Origin of the sequence: Paractinoplanes polyasparticus, from assembly GCF_019710575.1 — a bacterium.
GTDB lineage: Bacteria > Actinomycetota > Actinomycetes > Mycobacteriales > Micromonosporaceae > Actinoplanes > Actinoplanes polyasparticus.
In genome coordinates, this window is sequence record NZ_JAHWFK010000003.1 from 70213 (window position 1) to 86003 (window position 15791).

Annotated in this window: 11 protein-coding genes; 3 read left to right on the plus strand and 8 right to left on the minus strand. The window is 67.5% G+C overall.

Features of this window, described 5'->3' with window-relative positions:
* Window positions 1–12: 12 nt before the first annotated feature.
* The 8 genes from KXC43_RS05615 to KXC43_RS05650 form a co-directional block, all read right to left on the minus strand.
* Window positions 13–3273 carry an NACHT domain-containing protein gene (locus KXC43_RS05615; protein WP_221374857.1) on the minus strand — a complete coding sequence of 1087 codons (3261 nt, stop codon included), beginning with the start codon at window positions 3271–3273 and terminating at the stop codon, window positions 13–15.
* Between the two features lie 283 nt (window positions 3274–3556).
* Window positions 3557–4096, minus strand: coding sequence for a cupin domain-containing protein (locus KXC43_RS05620; protein ID WP_221374858.1), 540 nt, complete (start codon window positions 4094–4096; stop codon window positions 3557–3559).
* A 25-nt stretch (window positions 4097–4121) separates the two neighbouring features.
* Window positions 4122–5747, minus strand: coding sequence for a long-chain fatty acid--CoA ligase (locus KXC43_RS05625; RefSeq protein WP_255643594.1), 1626 nt, complete (start codon window positions 5745–5747; stop codon window positions 4122–4124).
* Entirely contained in the window at window positions 5747–6616 is an 870-nt protein-coding gene (locus tag KXC43_RS05630; RefSeq protein WP_221374859.1) for an SMP-30/gluconolactonase/LRE family protein, read from the minus strand. The genes KXC43_RS05625 and KXC43_RS05630 overlap by 1 nt, the downstream gene beginning before the upstream one ends.
* A gap of 10 nt (window positions 6617–6626) precedes the next feature.
* Entirely contained in the window at window positions 6627–7649 is a 1023-nt protein-coding gene (locus KXC43_RS05635; protein ID WP_221374860.1) for an ABC transporter permease, read from the minus strand.
* Window positions 7646–8635 carry an ABC transporter permease gene (locus tag KXC43_RS05640; protein ID WP_221374861.1) on the minus strand — a complete coding sequence of 330 codons (990 nt, stop codon included), beginning with the start codon at window positions 8633–8635 and terminating at the stop codon, window positions 7646–7648. Before KXC43_RS05640 ends, KXC43_RS05635 begins: the two co-directional genes overlap by 4 nt.
* Window positions 8632–10170: a sugar ABC transporter ATP-binding protein gene (locus KXC43_RS05645; protein WP_221374862.1), complete on the minus strand. Its 1539-nt coding sequence runs from the start codon at window positions 10168–10170 to the stop codon at window positions 8632–8634. Before KXC43_RS05645 ends, KXC43_RS05640 begins: the two co-directional genes overlap by 4 nt.
* Entirely contained in the window at window positions 10167–11207 is a 1041-nt protein-coding gene (locus tag KXC43_RS05650) for a sugar ABC transporter substrate-binding protein (protein WP_221374863.1), read from the minus strand. The genes KXC43_RS05645 and KXC43_RS05650 overlap by 4 nt, the downstream gene beginning before the upstream one ends.
* Before the next feature lie 151 nt (window positions 11208–11358).
* Between KXC43_RS05650 and KXC43_RS05655 the strand changes: the two genes are divergently transcribed.
* The 3 genes from KXC43_RS05655 to KXC43_RS05665 all read left to right on the plus strand — a co-directional run bounded on the left by KXC43_RS05655 (window position 11359) and on the right by KXC43_RS05665 (window position 15692).
* Window positions 11359–13143, plus strand: a complete 1785-nt coding sequence (locus KXC43_RS05655; RefSeq protein ID WP_221374864.1) for a helix-turn-helix domain-containing protein — start codon at window positions 11359–11361, stop codon at window positions 13141–13143.
* A 317-nt stretch (window positions 13144–13460) separates the two neighbouring features.
* Entirely contained in the window at window positions 13461–14102 is a 642-nt protein-coding gene (locus tag KXC43_RS05660; protein ID WP_221374865.1) for a hypothetical protein, read from the plus strand.
* A gap of 126 nt (window positions 14103–14228) precedes the next feature.
* Window positions 14229–15692 (plus strand): protein adenylyltransferase SelO, encoded by a 1464-nt coding sequence (locus tag KXC43_RS05665; RefSeq protein ID WP_308128971.1) that lies wholly within the window; start codon window positions 14229–14231, stop codon window positions 15690–15692.
* Window positions 15693–15791 lie beyond the last annotated feature (99 nt).

Below are 15791 nucleotides of genomic sequence, written 5' to 3' on the forward strand. Positions count from 1 at the left end.
ATAGTGCCGGCCTCATTCTCCGCTGAGAATTCGGATGCGGGAAATCAAGTCCGGTCGAGTGGTCGCGTATGCACCCAGCAGTCGACGGGCTTCCTCGTCATGAAGGGAAATCCGACCCAGGCCCAATTCCGCCATTCGGATCGCAGCATCCAGATGCAGGTCTGTCCATTCGTACCGTTCCAGCAGATGGAAGGACACGGCCCGTGCCATCCGCTTTGAGCTTGCTCGCATATGCACGGTAGCGCAGCGGAGGAGCCGGCGGCGAATTCTAGCGTCCTCGCCGCCGGCGCCCCGTTCAAGGAAATCGAGGACAATCTTCGATACGACGTCTTCTTTCACCTCGGCATCGAGTTCTAGGCATCGTAACAACAAGCCCTTGGCCTCGGGTATCAAAGTGAGGGTCCACTCGGTGGCCCTCAGATACAATTCCTCGCGTTCGTCTGGGGACTGAACAGGGTCGAGCAGCACGCTCGTCAAGGCGCCGAGTATGTTGACCGGCTCGGCACCGATCGGAAGATAGATGTGGCTGCCCACAATGGGCAGACCAGCCCGCAGAAGCGGTTCGATCGCATGGTGCTGGGAGTCGTTCGATCGGTCGCAGGTGAAGTGCACCTCGCGTGGCACAATGTCCCAGCTTTCCCGGAACATCCAATTCACCTGGTCCTCGGAGGTGTCGTCCGCCGGCCGATCGATGCCGAGCACCCAATTCATGTCCACCGGCGGCGCAGTCGCCACGTGAGCAAGACTCAGGCTGAGTGCGATGTCACGCCGTTGGCCAAGGCGAACCCGATCGACCTGCACGAGGTCGAGCAACCCGGCCCAACCGCTTGCTCCGCCCTGCGAGTGCCAGAGTAGTGCCAGCTCGTGCCAGAGCCGGATGGTCTGCATCCCGAGTGAGTCGACCTTGCTGTCGACGCCTACCAGGCGACTGGCGGTGATGTCGGCGGAGCAAAGCACGAGGATCAGCAGATTAGAAGTGTGCGCGGCAATCCTGGCGGGCACGGTCAGGGATCGGGGCGCATAGGAGTCATATACGTCCGGCAGACGGGATTGCTGTGCCCTGTCGAAGAGCCGGACCAGCAGTTCGGCCCAATTCGTGCGCTCGGTTGCCGGAAGGTCCGACCCCATCCAGTTGGCGAAGGCGACGACTTGGGGGCGGGCTGCCAGGGGTGCGAACGAGAGCAGAGCATGAAGCAGACCATCCTCGGCGGCTGCGCTGGTGACGAAGGTAGTTGCTCGCTCTCGTGCGACCATGTCCCTGATCACCCGGTGAATCAGGCGTGCGACCAGGAACTCGCCGAACGTTGCGTGGAGGAACTCGTAAGCGTAGAGAACGTCGTCGTCCCGGGTTGCGCGAGCACGATAGACGAAGAAGAAAGATCCGAGCGCTAGTTCGGCGGCCCGTATGGGCGCTCGTAGACCACTGGCTGTTGTCGGCGCCGTGTTCTGCCCGACCGTTCCAGGAAGCGCTCGCAAATCGGCGTCCAATTCCTCCTCGGTGACCCACTGTGCGCCCCGGTTGAACATGGAGAACGCCACGACGCTGAGTTTGCGTAGCTCTGCTTCGACCAGTTGATCCCGCTCCCGTAGCGGCAGGCCGGAGCTGCGTTTGTCTACCTCACGTCGAGCGAACCTTTCGAGCAGCCGCTCGTACAGTTCGTCCTGGCGTAGCGTGCCCGACGAGCGGAGGCCGCCACCTTCAGCGTCGTAGATGGCGAGCATGAGTAGCAGTAACGGTTGGCCGGCCAGCTGCGGGTACCGCATCGCGGTCTCCAGGTTCAGCGCCGTCGCGGTCCCGCTTCGAAAATGCTCGGCATTGGTGCGATTCCACGTGTCCAGCCAGGCGCCGACGCGCGACCGATCGAACGGCTCCAGGCGGACCGCCAGCGAGCCGTCTGGCGTCTGAGCCCGGTCAGCCACGCTGGTGCGGCTGGTCACGATGACCGCGACGGGGCGTCCCTGGTCGGCCTCGCGCCGCTGGAAGGCCGCGACCCGCAACAGGTAGTCGGTCTGGCTGACTCCAGTAGCCTGGAGCAGTTCGTCAAGGCCGTCCAGGATGACTACCGGGATCGCGTAGCCTGCCGACCGGACGAGAGCCGGCCAGTCCAGGCGTTCGCCGGTATCCGTGCGGATCGCCTGCTCGATCTGCTCCTGAACGTCAGCGACTGCATGCACGGAACGAAGAGGGACCAACACCGAGAGAAAGTCCTGGGCAGGCAGCCTTGCAGCAAGAATACGAGCCAGGACTGACTTGCCGGACCCCGGTTGGCCGAGGATGAGCATCGGCGCAGTGGTCAGATCCGGTGAGATGAGCCGTCCGGCGAGGAATGCGAGCAGGTTGTCGCGGACCGGCTGGCCCTCCCACCAATCCTCCCTGTTCAAAGGCGTCTGGCCGGTCACCTCTGCGGTGCGGTAGGACTGCGGAACGAAAGCCTCGCCCAGCGCCGGCAACCGTAGCCCTGTCGGCACATCGCCGGTTTCGGCGACCGGCCGGTCGAGCGCGGCCGCGTAGCCACGTGCCAAGCCGGAACGACGCGCGTCCGGAGCCCGCCCGACGGCGATCGCGTCCAGCACCTCGCCCAATGCGGCTAGTGCCGTCGTGACGTCACGCAATCGCGCATGGACGGCCGTCTGTTCCCGTACGCTCGCCCAGAAGGCAACCTCTGGGAACTCTGTGACCAGCCGCCCGAGCAGGCTTTCGAACCGCACCGCGGCTGGTTCGGCCAGTTCGGCGAGGACCGCTCTGGTGTGATCGAGGATTGAGTCGTCCAGCCTTTCCCAAATCGCAAGCCCGCTTCCGAACTCAACGACGACCGCGGCCATGCTCCGGTAACAGGCAACCAGCCTGGTTCGGAAGTCCTCGTGGGACTCGGCGCGACCAGGAACTGGCGCGCCCGGCAACCCCGCGGCCCGAATGATGAGCGCCCGCTGTTCATCCGCTGTCAGTTCCAGATCCGCAGTGTCGACGGGGAGCTCGGCCTCGGCCATGATTTCAAAGAATGCGGTCGCGGCAAGGACGGCGTGAGCTGCGCGCAATTGTTCGGTCCGCTCGAATCGGGACAACGACTGCCGATGCTCGACCAGCCCGGTAACGAGGCGCTGAGTGATCCTGCTCAGTTCGGCCTTTGCGTCGAACCAGCCCAGCACGTCCCGGAAAGGCCCGACAAGAGCCAGCATCCCAGTACCGACCAGGGTGTCGACTAGCTGCTGGATCTTCGCCGCATCCCCGCCGAGCGTCCGAACCGCATCGTCGTACCCAAGCGTGCGTCCCATCGGACAAGTATTCATCGGACGCGACGCCACGCGGAAGGCCATTTACACCCCAGCGAGGACAGCGGGATGGTGCACGTCGTCACCTTCAGTCACGCGGGGTGTTCGCCAGCATGATCAATTTTCCGGGAGCGTCGCGCCGCGGTGTCCGCAGCCGAATCTCCTCTCAGAAATTTTGATACTAATCGCCGCTGGAGAACGAAGAGGACGCGAAGCCACGCAATGATGGTGTCATTTTCGTTAATCGAAATCGGGAACGCAGGCGCCATGACAGGTTGGAGGCGCCTCAGACGCGCACCGCACCGATCTGGACGTAACACATCAGCGCCGGCTGATCGCTCTTGTTCTTCCACGCATGCCTGGTGCCGCGCTGGACCACGCATGTTCCCGGCGTCAGTGTCGTTTCCGCCCCGTTGTCGAGTTCGAGACTCAGCTCGCCCTCGATGCAGATCGCGTAATCGACGGTGTCGGTCGTGTGCATGCCGTCGCCGTTGTCCTCGAATGGATCGAGCAGGCCGGGAAGCTTGTCCGCGACCTCGTCCTGGACACTTCGCGGATCCGGCACGGGCTCCGGATCCGACGATCGAGCCGCCCACCGGAGGAAGATGACACGGCTGCCGCCGATACCGGGGAAATAGGGCCGTAGCACCGGCACGGCGTCCTTGTCGCCCACCGTCGGCGCCCCGTCCGCGGTGCCCCACATCAGGTAGAAGTCGGCTCCGGGAAGGGCCCGGACATTCACCGGTTCGGGGTGGCGATCGTCGACGAAGACGGCATCGCCGCCGGGGCTGTGGCCGGTGACGACCAGGCGCGGTTCGATCGGCATGGCAGTTCCTCCCGCTGGTGCGGTCTCAGTGTGATTCGGTTGTCGGGTCGACGAACCGTTGACGGAGCGCTTGCTTCGACCATTTGCCGGTGGCGGTCTTCGGGATCTCGTTCATCAGCTCGATGCGTTCGGGGATCCACCACGATGCGACTCGGTCGCCGAGGTGTGTGCGAACGTCCTCCGCCGTGAGGATCGCACCCTCGGAGGCAACGACGCAGGCCAACGGGCGTTCACCCCAGCGCGGGTCGAGGACGCCGATCACGGCCGCTTCCTTCACCCTCGGATCGGACATGATGGCGTTCTCGAGCACGACGGATGAGATCCATTCGCCTCCCGACTTCACCAGGTCCTTGGTGCGGTCGACGATGCGCAGGTACCCCCATTCGTCGATCGTTGCCACATCGCCTGTGCGCAGCCATCCGTCCGGGGTGAAGGCATCTCCGTCCCGGTCCGCGCCGAAATAGGCACTGGCGATGGTGGCTCCGGCGACCTGCAGTTCGCCCAGGGATCGTCCGTCACGCGGCTGTTCCACGCCGTCATCGGAGACGATCCGCATCTCGGTCAGCGGCGCCGCCGGGCCGGGGCTGCCGAGCAGAAGCCGTCGCTCCTCGCCGGTGAGGCCGTCGTGGTGCGTCGCCAAGCGGGAGGTGGTGACGACCGGACTGGTCTCGGTCATTCCCCACGCGTTGGTCAGCGGAATCCCGACCGCGTTCTCGTACGTGTGGGACAGCGCATCGTCGACGGCGCCACCACCGCAGGCGATGTGGCGAAGGCTGCTGAGGTCGTGGCCGCTCAGCAACGGAATCAGATCCCGCCAGACGGTCGCGACGGCAGCGCTGAACGTGACTCGGTGACGGGACAGGAGCGAGACCAGTTCGTCCGGGTTCTTGACCGGGCCGGGCAGGACCAGGTCGGAACCGCATTGCATCGCAGCGTACGGAAGCCCCCACGCATTCACGTGGAACATGGGCACGATCGGCGCCACGACGTCCTTCTCGCTCAGCGCGAAGACGTCCGCGCCGAGAAGAAGCAGGCTGTGTAGCACGATGGAGCGGTGGCTGTAGAGCACGCCTTTGGGGTTGCCGGTGGTTCCCGACGTGTAGCAGAGAGACGCGGCCGCGTTCTCGTCCTCGATGACGTTCTCGAACGGCCCGTCCGCCTGGCGGCTCAGAAGCTCCTCGTAATCGAGTACGCGCGGGTCGTCGGGCAGCGGCATGTCGCCGCCGTCGTCCATGACGATGATGTGCCGGACCGTGCCGAACGAGGAGACCAGCGGCCAGACCACCGGCAGAATCGTGCGGTCGATGAACAGCACGTCGTCGGCCGCGTCGTTGACGATGAACGTGATCTGCTCGCCGAAGAGCCGGTGGTTGATCGTGTGCAGGATCCGCCCGGAGCTCGGGATCGCGAGATAGAGCTCGACGTGCCGCTGAGTGTTCCAGGCGAAGGTGCCGACGCATGCGCCGGCCGGCACCCCGAGGCTCTCGAGGACCCGCGCCAGTCGGCGGACGCGCGGCGCCACCTCGCGCCACGTAGTCACGGTCTCGGTGGCGCCGCCGGTGACGATCCGCTTGTGCCCGAAGCTGCTCTCCACCCGCGACAGCAACGTCGGCACGGTCAGCGGACGGTCCTGCATCAGGCCGCGCATCATCACCGGGTCCTCGTTTCCATGGTCGTGGGTCGCACCGGGACCTCCACCTCGACCGCCTCTATCCGTCCGGCCCGTACGGTGGTCTCGGACGGCTGCCAGCTGTTCGACGTGAGCAGGAAGATCGTCGTCCCGCGGGGCCCGCCGAGCACGCAGTCGGTGGCGCAGCGGCCGTCGACCTCGATCGTCCGGGTGATCCGGCCCCCCGCCTCGACCCGGAGGAACCGGGACGTGGTGATGGACGAGACCCACACTCCGCCGGCCTCGTCCACGCAGATCCCGTCGGGAGTCGAGCCCGCCGGAAGTTCGGCCCAGACCCGCTTGCCGGCCAGGTCACCGCGCTCGTCGATATCGAAGGCAGTCAGGCGGGCCGCCCATGTCTCCGCCACCACCAGAGTGGCGGTACCGGGCAGCACGACCATCCCGTTCGGGAAGACCATGTCCGTGGCGACGAGGGCGGCCCGGCCGTCGGCGTCGATCCGGAAGATGGGGCCCGGTTTCTGCGGGGCGCCGGCGTAGAGGTCGTATCCGAAGCCGCCGAGAAAGGTCTGCCCCGTCCCGGTGGTCACCAGGTCGTTGATCGGCGCGTCGGTGAAGCCGGACACGTCGGACAGGACACTCAGGCGTCCGTCCGGACCCAGCCGCCGGACCTTGCGATCGGTCATGCAGCTCACCAGCAGGGAGCCGTCAGGCAGCCAGCCGAGACCGGACGGTTGGTCGTCGACGACGGTCACCTCCTCGAGGGTCCGTGCGGCGGGGTTGGACCGGAACACCTGGCCGGTGTGCATGTCGGAGAACCACAACCGGCCGTCGTGCCAGCGGGCGCCTTCGGGAAAGCGAAGATCGGAGAAGAGCAGTGACGGTTCTGGCATGACGCGCTCCTTAGGTCTGGCTGCCCGGCTGGGCACCCGCGGGTGACGGGCGACTGGTCCCGGCTCGGAGGCGTGTCCGCTGCCGGACGAGCGCGCTGTGCAGATCCGGGGCATCGATGACGACGATGATGCCGAGCAGGCCCGCGAAGAAGAGCTGGGTGACGTACGCCGGCAGAGCGGCGACCGTCACGATCTCGGTGAGCAGGGCGACCGCCATGATCCCGCCGAGAAGCCCGAGCGGATTGCCGCGCCCGCCGGTGAGGGAGACGCCGCCGAGCAGTGCAGCCGCGGCCGCCACGATCAGCGGCTGCACACCGGGGTCGGGGTTCGCCGAGCCGAGGCTGAAGCTCAGCAGCGAGCCGCCGAGCGCGGACAGCACGCCGGAAGCCACGAACGTGCCCACGAGGAGACGGTCGACCCGGACTCCGGCCACGCGGCTCGCCCGCCGGTCCCCGCCGATCGCGCGGAGCTCACGGCCCCAACGGGTCAGTGACAGGACGACCGCGGCGAGGACGAAGAGCCCCAGGGTGATCAGGCTTCGCGGGGAGAAGTAGGTCAGGACCGTCCGGTCGACCCAGAGGGTCACCGCCGCGTTGGAGTACGTCTTGGTGAGCCCGCCGGACAGCGCGCTGGTGAGTCCGAGCAGCGCGATGTAGGTCGCCAGGGTGACCGGCATCGAAGGGAGCTTGAGACCGGCGATCAGGCCGCCCTGCACCAGTCCGATCGCGGCTCCGGCGGCCACCGCGGCGAGCAGGCCGTAGGCGTAGTGCTCCTGACCGGCCTGGACGGTGAGCATCCCGCCCAACGCGTACGTGCCCACCACGGACAGGTCGAACTCGCCGGCGATCATCGTGAGCCCGAGCGCGAGTGCCAACAGGCCGAGCCGCGCGAAGATCTGGAAGGTGTTGTAGACGTCGAACGACGAAAGACCCGCATCGGTGTACGCCGGGAGCAGCGCGAACGCCGTGACGGTCAGGCCCGCCGCCGCCGTCGGCAGCAGTACCTCGGGTCGCCCGAGCCGTCGGGCGCTCATGCCCGGCTTCCCTTGGTACGCAGGTGCACGATGACGACGACGAACAGGACGATGAGTCCCTTCACCATGATCTGCACTCCGGTGGAATAGCCCCGCAGCAGGAGGATGTCCGATACCCCGGCGATCAGGACCGCGCCGGCCAGGGTGCGGAGCGCCGAGCCGCGCCCGCCCGCGATGGACGTGCCGCCGGCCAGAACCGCGGCGATGGCGTCGAAGGTGAGCGTGCCGCCGAGGTTGACGTTCGCCGAGGTGTTGAACGCGGCCGTGAACGCCGCGGTCACGGCGAACAGCGCGCCCGCCCCGAGCCACGCCACCGCGGTCGTCCGCCCTACCGGCAGGCCCGCGACCCGGGCCGCTGGACGGTTGGCGCCGATGAGGTACAGGGATCGCCCGAAGCCGGTCCGCCGCAACGTCCATTCGACGGCCACCGCCAGCACGATCAGCACGTAGACGCTGAGCGCCACCCCGCCGGGTGTCGCGTTCAGATGGTCGTACCCCGATCCGGTGGGCGCGACCGATGCGCCCCCGCTGATGCCGATGGCCAGTCCGGTGATCGCGAAGCTCGCCGCGATGGTGAGGACGACGGGGTTCGCGGCGGCGTAGCCGACGACGGCGCCCTGCACCCCGGTGATGACAACGCCGCAGAGAAGAGCGATGGCCAGTGCCGGGACGAGACCGAGCGACTGGGCCGACAGGAACATCATGCCGACGGCCGCCACGGTCGGGGCGATGGCGAGCGAGACCGCCGATCCACCGATCGTGATCAGCGTCAGCCCGAGCGCGGCGATGCCGACCAGGCTGGCCGACGTGATGATCGCCTTGGCGTTCGCGACGGTCGCGAAGCGATGGGTGGACAGGCCCACGACGATCGCCGCCAGCACGGCCAGGACCACGATCACGTTGATGACGACGTCGGCACGCGAGCGCTGCCGCCCGCGCGGGGACGCGGGCGCATCGAGGCGCGCCGGCGTGGACAGGGCGTTCACCTCCGTTCCTCGGTGACGGTCGCGGCCCCGTGCGTCATTTCCCGCAGCAGGACGGAGCCGGCCGTGTCGCCGTCGTGCCGCCGGACCGCTACGCCCTTGTGCATGGTGACCACCACGTCGGCGAGGTCGAGCAGCTCTTCGAGGTCGGTCGAGCTGAACAGCACGGTCATGCCCCGGTCGGCGGCGTCCCGCAGCAGCGCGTGGATCGCCGCGCGGCCGCCGACGTCGACGCCGCGGGTCGGGTCGTCGAGCAGCAGGACCCGGACGTCGTCGCGTCCGAGGCACCGCCCGACGAAGACCTTCTGCTGGTTGCCGCCGCTGAGCGAACCCACGTCGTGGCCGGCGCGCCGGCCGTCGAGACCGCACAGGTCGATGAGCGCGGCCAGAGCCGCCGACCACCGCCGGCGGTCGAGGACCCCCAGCCGGGTGACGTGGGGCAGGCGCGTGGCGAGCAGGTTCCAGCTGACCGGCTTGTCGAGGAACAGCCCTTCGGCCTTGCGGTCGTTGGAGACGAACGCGATTCCGGCCTTGATCGCGGCGGCCGGACGGCCGGCGGGAACCGTGACCCCGTCGACGGTGATGCCGGCGGTGGCCGCCGGAACCAGGCCGGCGATCGCGCGCAGCACGTCGGAAGCGCCCGACCCGAGTTGACCGGCTACGGCGTACACGCGGCCGGCCCGCAGCGTGATGTCGAAGGTGGCGACCCGGCCGGGGACGGTCAGCCCGGAGACGCTCAGGACCTCGGCGGAACCCTCGATGTCCCGACCGGTTCGCCGGCCGAGCCGGTGCGGGGCCTCACCCAGCATCTGAAGAATGAGCGAGTCGATCGTCAGGTCGGCGACGGGCGTGGTCGCCACCACGGCGCCGTCGCGCATCACGGTGACCCGATCGGACAGGTCGAGGACCTCACCGAGCCGGTGCGAGACGAACAGCACGGCGCAGCCGGCCGCGGCCACACTGCGCACCGCCGTGTACACGTACGCGCTCTCGACATCGCTGAGGGTGGCCGTCGGCTCGTCGAGGATCACCAGTCGCGCGTCCTGGCCCAGGGCCCGTGCGATCTCGATCAGCTGGCGCTCGCCGATGCCCAGCTCGGAGAGTCGCTGGTCGAGACCGACGTGGCCGAGGCCGACGCGGTCGAGCAGGGTGCGGAACCGTTCGCCGGAGGTGCGCCGGCGATTGATCCAGCTCGCCTGGATGTCGCCGAGCAGGAGGTTCTCCGCGACCGTGAGCGTCGGCACGACGCTGAGCTCCTGGTCGACCAGGGCGATGCCACCGCGCTGCGCCACCTGCCGGCTTCGCAGGTCGACGACCTCGGCCCCGACGCGGATGGTGCCGCCGTCCGGGACTTCCTGTCCGGAGAGCATCTTGACGACGGTGCTCTTGCCCGCGCCGTTGTGTCCGCACAGTGCGTGGATCTCACCGGGGGCGATGCCGAAGGACGCGCCCCGGACCGCCCGGGTGCTGCCGTAGCTCTTGACGAGGCCGTCGACCCGGACCAGTTCGCCGCCGGCCGTCGTGGACGCGGAGCTCATGCCTTGGTGCACTGTTCCGCGTATTGCGCGACGTTCGCAGCGGTCACGCGCTCTTCCTTGACGAGCTCCTTGGCCGGCGGTTTCTCCCCGTTGAAGTACCGGGCCACGTACGCGGCGGTCTGCTCGGCGATCGTGCCGGGGTCCTCGGTCGCGGTTCCGTAGAGGGTGCCGTCCTTGATCGCGTCGATGCCGACCTTGAAGCAGTTGCTGCCGGTGACGACGACGCCGTTCTTGCCGGCCACCGCGCAGCCCGCCTGCTTGGCCGCCGCGATGATGGGCAGCGCCTGGTAGTCCGCCATGCCGTACGCGCCCTGGATGCCCGCGCAGCCGTACTTGGCGAACAGCTGCGTGGCGATCTTGCCGGAGAGCGTGGGATCCCAGTTGCCGTCCTGGACGTCGACGATCTTGTACCCGGGCGTCTTGGCCAGCTCGGCCTCGAAGCCCTTCATGCGGTCCTGGGACGCGAATCCCGACTTGGTGCCGGTGATCGCGATGATGCTTCCGGAGTCCTTCCCCTGCGCCTTCAGGCCTTCCACCAGGTTCTGCGCCGCGGCGGTGCCGAGCGCCTCGCTGTCGGAGAGAACCTGCATGACGTCGCCGTCGACCGAAGGGTCGGGACGGCCGTCGAAGACCAGCACCGGGATGTTCGCCTGCTTGGCCTTCTTGATCGGGACAACCATCGACGACGTGTCCAGAAGCGCGGCCACGATCAGGTCGGGCCGATTCGAGATCGCCTGGTTGAAGTTCGTCACCGCGGTGCCGGGATCCATCGTGGTGAGGTCGACGATCTTCGCGCCCTCGGCCTCGAGCTTGGCGGTGAAGACGCTGTTGAAGTAGGCGCCCCACGGGTTGTCCTTGCCGTACCCGACGAAGTCGATGGTCTTGCCCTTGAGCCCGCCGCCGGTCGCGGCCGCGGCGGTGTCGTCGGCCGAACCGTCTCCGCATGCGCTGGTCAGGAGCGCGACGCCGACCATCGCCGCGGCGAGCTTCATCACGGTCGGTGACCGGCGCTGGTGCACGAAATGGGAAATGGTCATGAGAGACTCCCGATTTGCGCATTGGTTGTGACTCGTGTCACATGCTTGTTCGGGAACTCTAAGTGCGCCGGAAGGCGCCGGTGAGGGATGATCAGCCCACTGTTTGGATCAAGGTAGTGGATAGATCCTCCACCGGAGGTAGGGCCGATCGATGAGCGAGCCGCCGAAACTTCGAACGTCGAGCCCGGATCTCGCGTCCTATCGCCTGCGGCGCGAACGAGAGCTCGGTTCGCTTTATGCGACGGCTCGGTCGTTGACCGCCCTGGGCGAACTTGATGCCGTGCTGGCTTCGATCGTTCACGCGGCACACGAACTGATCGGCACCGATTTCACGTACCTTTCCTTGCTGGGGCCGGACGGTGAGCTGACCCTCAAGGCGTCGGAGGGCACGATCTCCTCGACGTTCAACGAGGCCAGGGTGCCTTCCGGTACAGGTGTCGGCGGCCGGGTCATCGCCACCGGCGCGCCGGCCTGGGTGAGCAACTACCTCGAGACGCGCGATGTCCCGCACGACCGGACGTTCGACGACCTGGTCATCCCGGAAGGCATGGTCGCGCTGCTCGGCGTCCCTCTTCTGGTGGGCGAGGAGGTCATCGGCGTGCTGTTCGCCGCGGACCGTACGGAACGGCCCTTCGAGCACGACGAGGTGGCGCTTCTCAGCGCGTTCGCCGACCACGCGGCCATCGCTTTGAACAATGCCCGGCTGTACGACGAGAGCCGCTCCGCCCTCAAGCAACTGCAGGCCGCGTTTCTCACCATCGAACAGCAGGTCGCCATGATGGAACGGGCCCAATCCGTCCACGAGTCCCTCACCAATGTGGTGCTGAAGGGCGGCGGAGCCGACGAGATCGCCCAATTGCTGGTCGAGCATCTGAAAGGCGCGGTCACGGTCTTCGACCGGACCGGCACAGTCACCGCGAAGTGCTCACTCAATGCGGAGGTCGTGCAGTCCGCACAGCGACCGTCACCCGATGCAGTGGAGCAGGCCCGGCAGTCCGGGAGATGGGCCACGACCACCGATGGCACCGGGCTCTGGCACAGTGCGGCGGCCATTCAAGCGGGCGACACCCACCTCGGCGCGCTCCTACTGACCCGCACCGAGGAGCCCGCCCCGGTAGACATACGCATGCTCGAGCGCGCCGCCCAGATCATGGGTCTGCTCATCCTGAAGGAGACCGCTGTCGCCGAGGCGGAGGAAAGGGTCAGCGGCGAACTGCTCACCGAACTATTGGTCTCCGCTCCCCCGGTACGCCCGACCCAACGGGCCCGGGCTCATGCGCGGGGCGTGGACATCAATCTGCTGAACGTCGTCGTCGTCGCGAAATCGGCGACAAAATCGGCTTCGGAGATCGGCCGCCGTCTTCATGCGCAGTCCCCCGAGTGGAACGGGCTCGCCGGGGAACATCTGGGCCGCGCGGCTCTCCTCGCCGCCGCGCCGGATCCCGCGCGGTTGGCGGAAACGGTGCACCGGCGCCTCCGCCGGGAGCTCGGCTCCGCGGTCCGGGTCGTTGCCGAGCCGGTGACCGACGACAACTGGCGAAAGGCGTTCGAGCTCGCCGGCAAATGCTGCGACCTCATGCAGAGCCTCGGCGTGACGGACCGCGGCTCGACGGCCGAGCCGTTCGCCATGTTCGCCCTGTTGTTCGACACCGAGCGGGCGCCCGACCTCGACCGATTTCTGGCCGATTCGCTGCAGCCATTGCTGTCCTACGACCGGCATAGGTCGACTCAGCTCGTGGCCACGCTGTCGTCCTACTTCGGAAACTCCGGCAACCTCACCCGCACGGCGGGCGCCCTCCAGGTGCACATGAACACACTGCTCAAGCGACTCGACCGCGTCGAGAGCATCCTGGGGGCGGACTGGCGCGCGCCGGACCGGGCCCTGCAACTTCAGGTAGCCCTGCGGCTGCACGACCTACGGACCCGGATCGAATGAGTTCGCGGCTACTGGGTCACGGCCGTCGCCGGCACGCCGATTGGTATTGCCTTTCGCTCCACAGGGCATTCGTCATTCTGTTGACCGCTGGTTTCAGGATGCCTTATGCATCGTAGTTGCCCTTCGGATGAGGATGCGTAATCTTTCCGATTCGCATTCGTTCCCTACTTGTGTTGCAGATTTTGCCTGGCCGACGGCCCCGGCCGCGCGTGGTACACCGACGCGCCGTTTCCATCGCCGCGGTACCGGCCCAGGACGGAGGCGACCGGTTGCGGCGGCTGGAGGTTTGGTCGCACGCGAGCCAGGCGGTAGCTACCGTGATCGCGCTGCTGCTCGCGGTCCCAGGGGTGATCCTCGCGAAGAACACCTATCAGGATCAGCAGAAGTTGAACCTGGACCAACGGCGCCTCAACCACATAGCGCTCGAACGAGAAGGGCGGCGCTACGCCGCCGGGGTGTCCTTCTGGGATATGGGCCCTTACACCAACGACAAGGTGGGCAAGGGCAAGAACAAGCGCGTGGTTCCCAAGCCGGAGTCCCGTCACGTGACGGACGTCAGGATCCGGAACACGACCACGTTGCCGGTCACGAATGTTGTGCTCTTCTCCATGCCTCAGCCAGGGATGGGTGGTGAGACCGCGTACCGGCCGGTGGTGCAGGTGCGCACGATTGCGCCGTGCCAGGAAATGATCGTCTGGGTGGAACGCCAAGACATTCACCGGGCTTGGCTGCGCATGGGCGTCGATTTCGAGATGAAGGACGTCCCGCTTTGGACGACTGGGGGAATGTACTTCAGGATTGGCGGGACGGATTGGGAGCTGACGGACCAATCGTTGCGGTCGGTGACGAAACGCAATTTCGACGGCGTACGGGAGTACGCGCACTTCGCCGCCGCTCGGATCGGGGACGAAGCGTCCGCGAGGCCGGCTGAGAGCAAGGTTTGTGGCGAAGCTGATTAGGAGTCCGCGGTGGTCTACACCGAATCGCGCTCTGCTGTCGCCGCCCCGGCTGCTGGGCGCGCGGCAACTGACCTCGGCGGCCGTTGACGCGGGCGCCTCGTCGGCGCCGGCGGGTACTTTCGGTTGGTGAGTATCACTCCGCTGTCCACCGTCACCCTGGACCATCGATTCGCCCGTGAGCTGCCGGAGATGGCCATTGCCTGGCGAGCCGAGCAGGCCCCGGACGCGCGGTTGCTCGTACTCGACGAGGCGCTGGCCCGCGAACTGGGCCTGGATTCCGCCGGGCTGCGCAGCCCTGACGGTGTGGGACTGCTCGTCGGCGCCACCGTCCCGGCCGGTGCCACGCCGGTGGCGCAGGCCTACTCCGGGCACCAGTTCGGCGGGTTCAGTCCGCGGCTCGGTGACGGGCGGGCGCTCCTGCTCGGCGAGCTGGTCGACGCCGACGGCCACGTGCGGGACCTGCACCTCAAGGGCTCCGGACGCACGCCGTTCGCCCGCGGCGGCGATGGCCTGGCCGCGGTCGGCCCGATGTTGCGCGAGTACGTACTCAGCACCGCCATGCACGCCCTCGGCATCCCCACGACGCGTTCTCTCGCCGTGGTGGCGACCGGGCGCACGGTGCGCCGCGAGGTCTTGTTGCCGGGAGCCGTGCTCGCCCGGGTCGCCGGCAGCCACCTGCGGGTCGGGAGTTTCCAGTACGCCCGTGCCACGGGCGACGTTGCTCTCCTGCGCCGGCTCGCCGACCACGCGATCAGCCGGCATCACCCGGGTGCCGCCGAGGCCGAACAGCCGTATCTTGCTCTGTTCGAGGCGGTGGTCACCGCCCAGGCATCACTGATCGCGCGGTGGATGCTGGTCGGCTTCGTCCACGGGGTGATGAACACCGACAACATGACGATTTCCGGCGAGACCATCGACTACGGGCCCTGCGCGTTCATGGAGGCCTTCGACCCGGCCGCCGTCTACAGCTCGATCGACCACGGCGGCCGCTACGCCTACGGCAACCAGCCACTGATCGCCGAGTGGAACCTCGCCCGGCTCGCCGAGGCCGTCCTCCCGCTTCTGCACGACGACGAGGAGCAGGCGGTCGCACTCGCCATGCAGGCACTGGGCGGTTTCCGCCCTCAGTACGATGCCGCCTGGACAGCCGGCATGCGGGCCAAACTCGGCCTGTCCGACGGCGTCGACCAGAAAGTCGTGTCGCCGCTGGTGCAGGAGTTGCTCGTGCTGCTCCGGACTGACCACGTCGACCACACGTCGTTCTTCCGTACCCTCGCCGTTGCCGGACGCGGCGATACCCAGCCGGTGCGTCGCCACTTCGTCGATCCCGCGGCGGTTGACGACTGGGTGACGCGGTGGCGCGCCCTGGGCCCGGGCACCGACGCGATGGACCGAGTCAACCCGCTGTACATCCCCCGCAATCACCTCGTCGAGGAAGCTCTGACCGCCGCGACCGACGGCGATCTGGACCCGTTCCAACGGCTGATGGAGGCCGTGACCGCACCGTACGACGAGCGCCCCGGCTTCGAGCGGTACGCCACTGCGGCCCCGCCTGACTTCGGCGCCTACCGGACCTTCTGCGGCACCTGAACATCGCGCTCGCCGTTGATCCGCTGGGAGTGGGTGGCCATGCTCTCGCGCTCGACGTGCCAGCAGATGAGCACGCTGCGGCCGGAAGTGCGTGAGTTC

Coding starts and splice junctions, on each gene's coding strand:
- KXC43_RS05615 (WP_221374857.1), bottom strand. CDS start 3,273: ATGGGACGCACGCTTGGGTACGACGATGCGGTTCGGACGCTCGGCGGG.
- KXC43_RS05620 (WP_221374858.1), bottom strand. CDS start 4,096: ATGCCGATCGAACCGCGCCTGGTCGTCACCGGCCACAGCCCCGGCGGC.
- KXC43_RS05625 (WP_255643594.1), bottom strand. CDS start 5,747: ATGATGCGCGGCCTGATGCAGGACCGTCCGCTGACCGTGCCGACGTTG.
- KXC43_RS05630 (WP_221374859.1), bottom strand. CDS start 6,616: ATGCCAGAACCGTCACTGCTCTTCTCCGATCTTCGCTTTCCCGAAGGC.
- KXC43_RS05635 (WP_221374860.1), bottom strand. CDS start 7,649: ATGAGCGCCCGACGGCTCGGGCGACCCGAGGTACTGCTGCCGACGGCG.
- KXC43_RS05645 (WP_221374862.1), bottom strand. CDS start 10,170: ATGAGCTCCGCGTCCACGACGGCCGGCGGCGAACTGGTCCGGGTCGAC.
- KXC43_RS05650 (WP_221374863.1), bottom strand. CDS start 11,207: ATGACCATTTCCCATTTCGTGCACCAGCGCCGGTCACCGACCGTGATG.
- KXC43_RS05655 (WP_221374864.1), top strand. CDS start 11,359: ATGAGCGAGCCGCCGAAACTTCGAACGTCGAGCCCGGATCTCGCGTCC.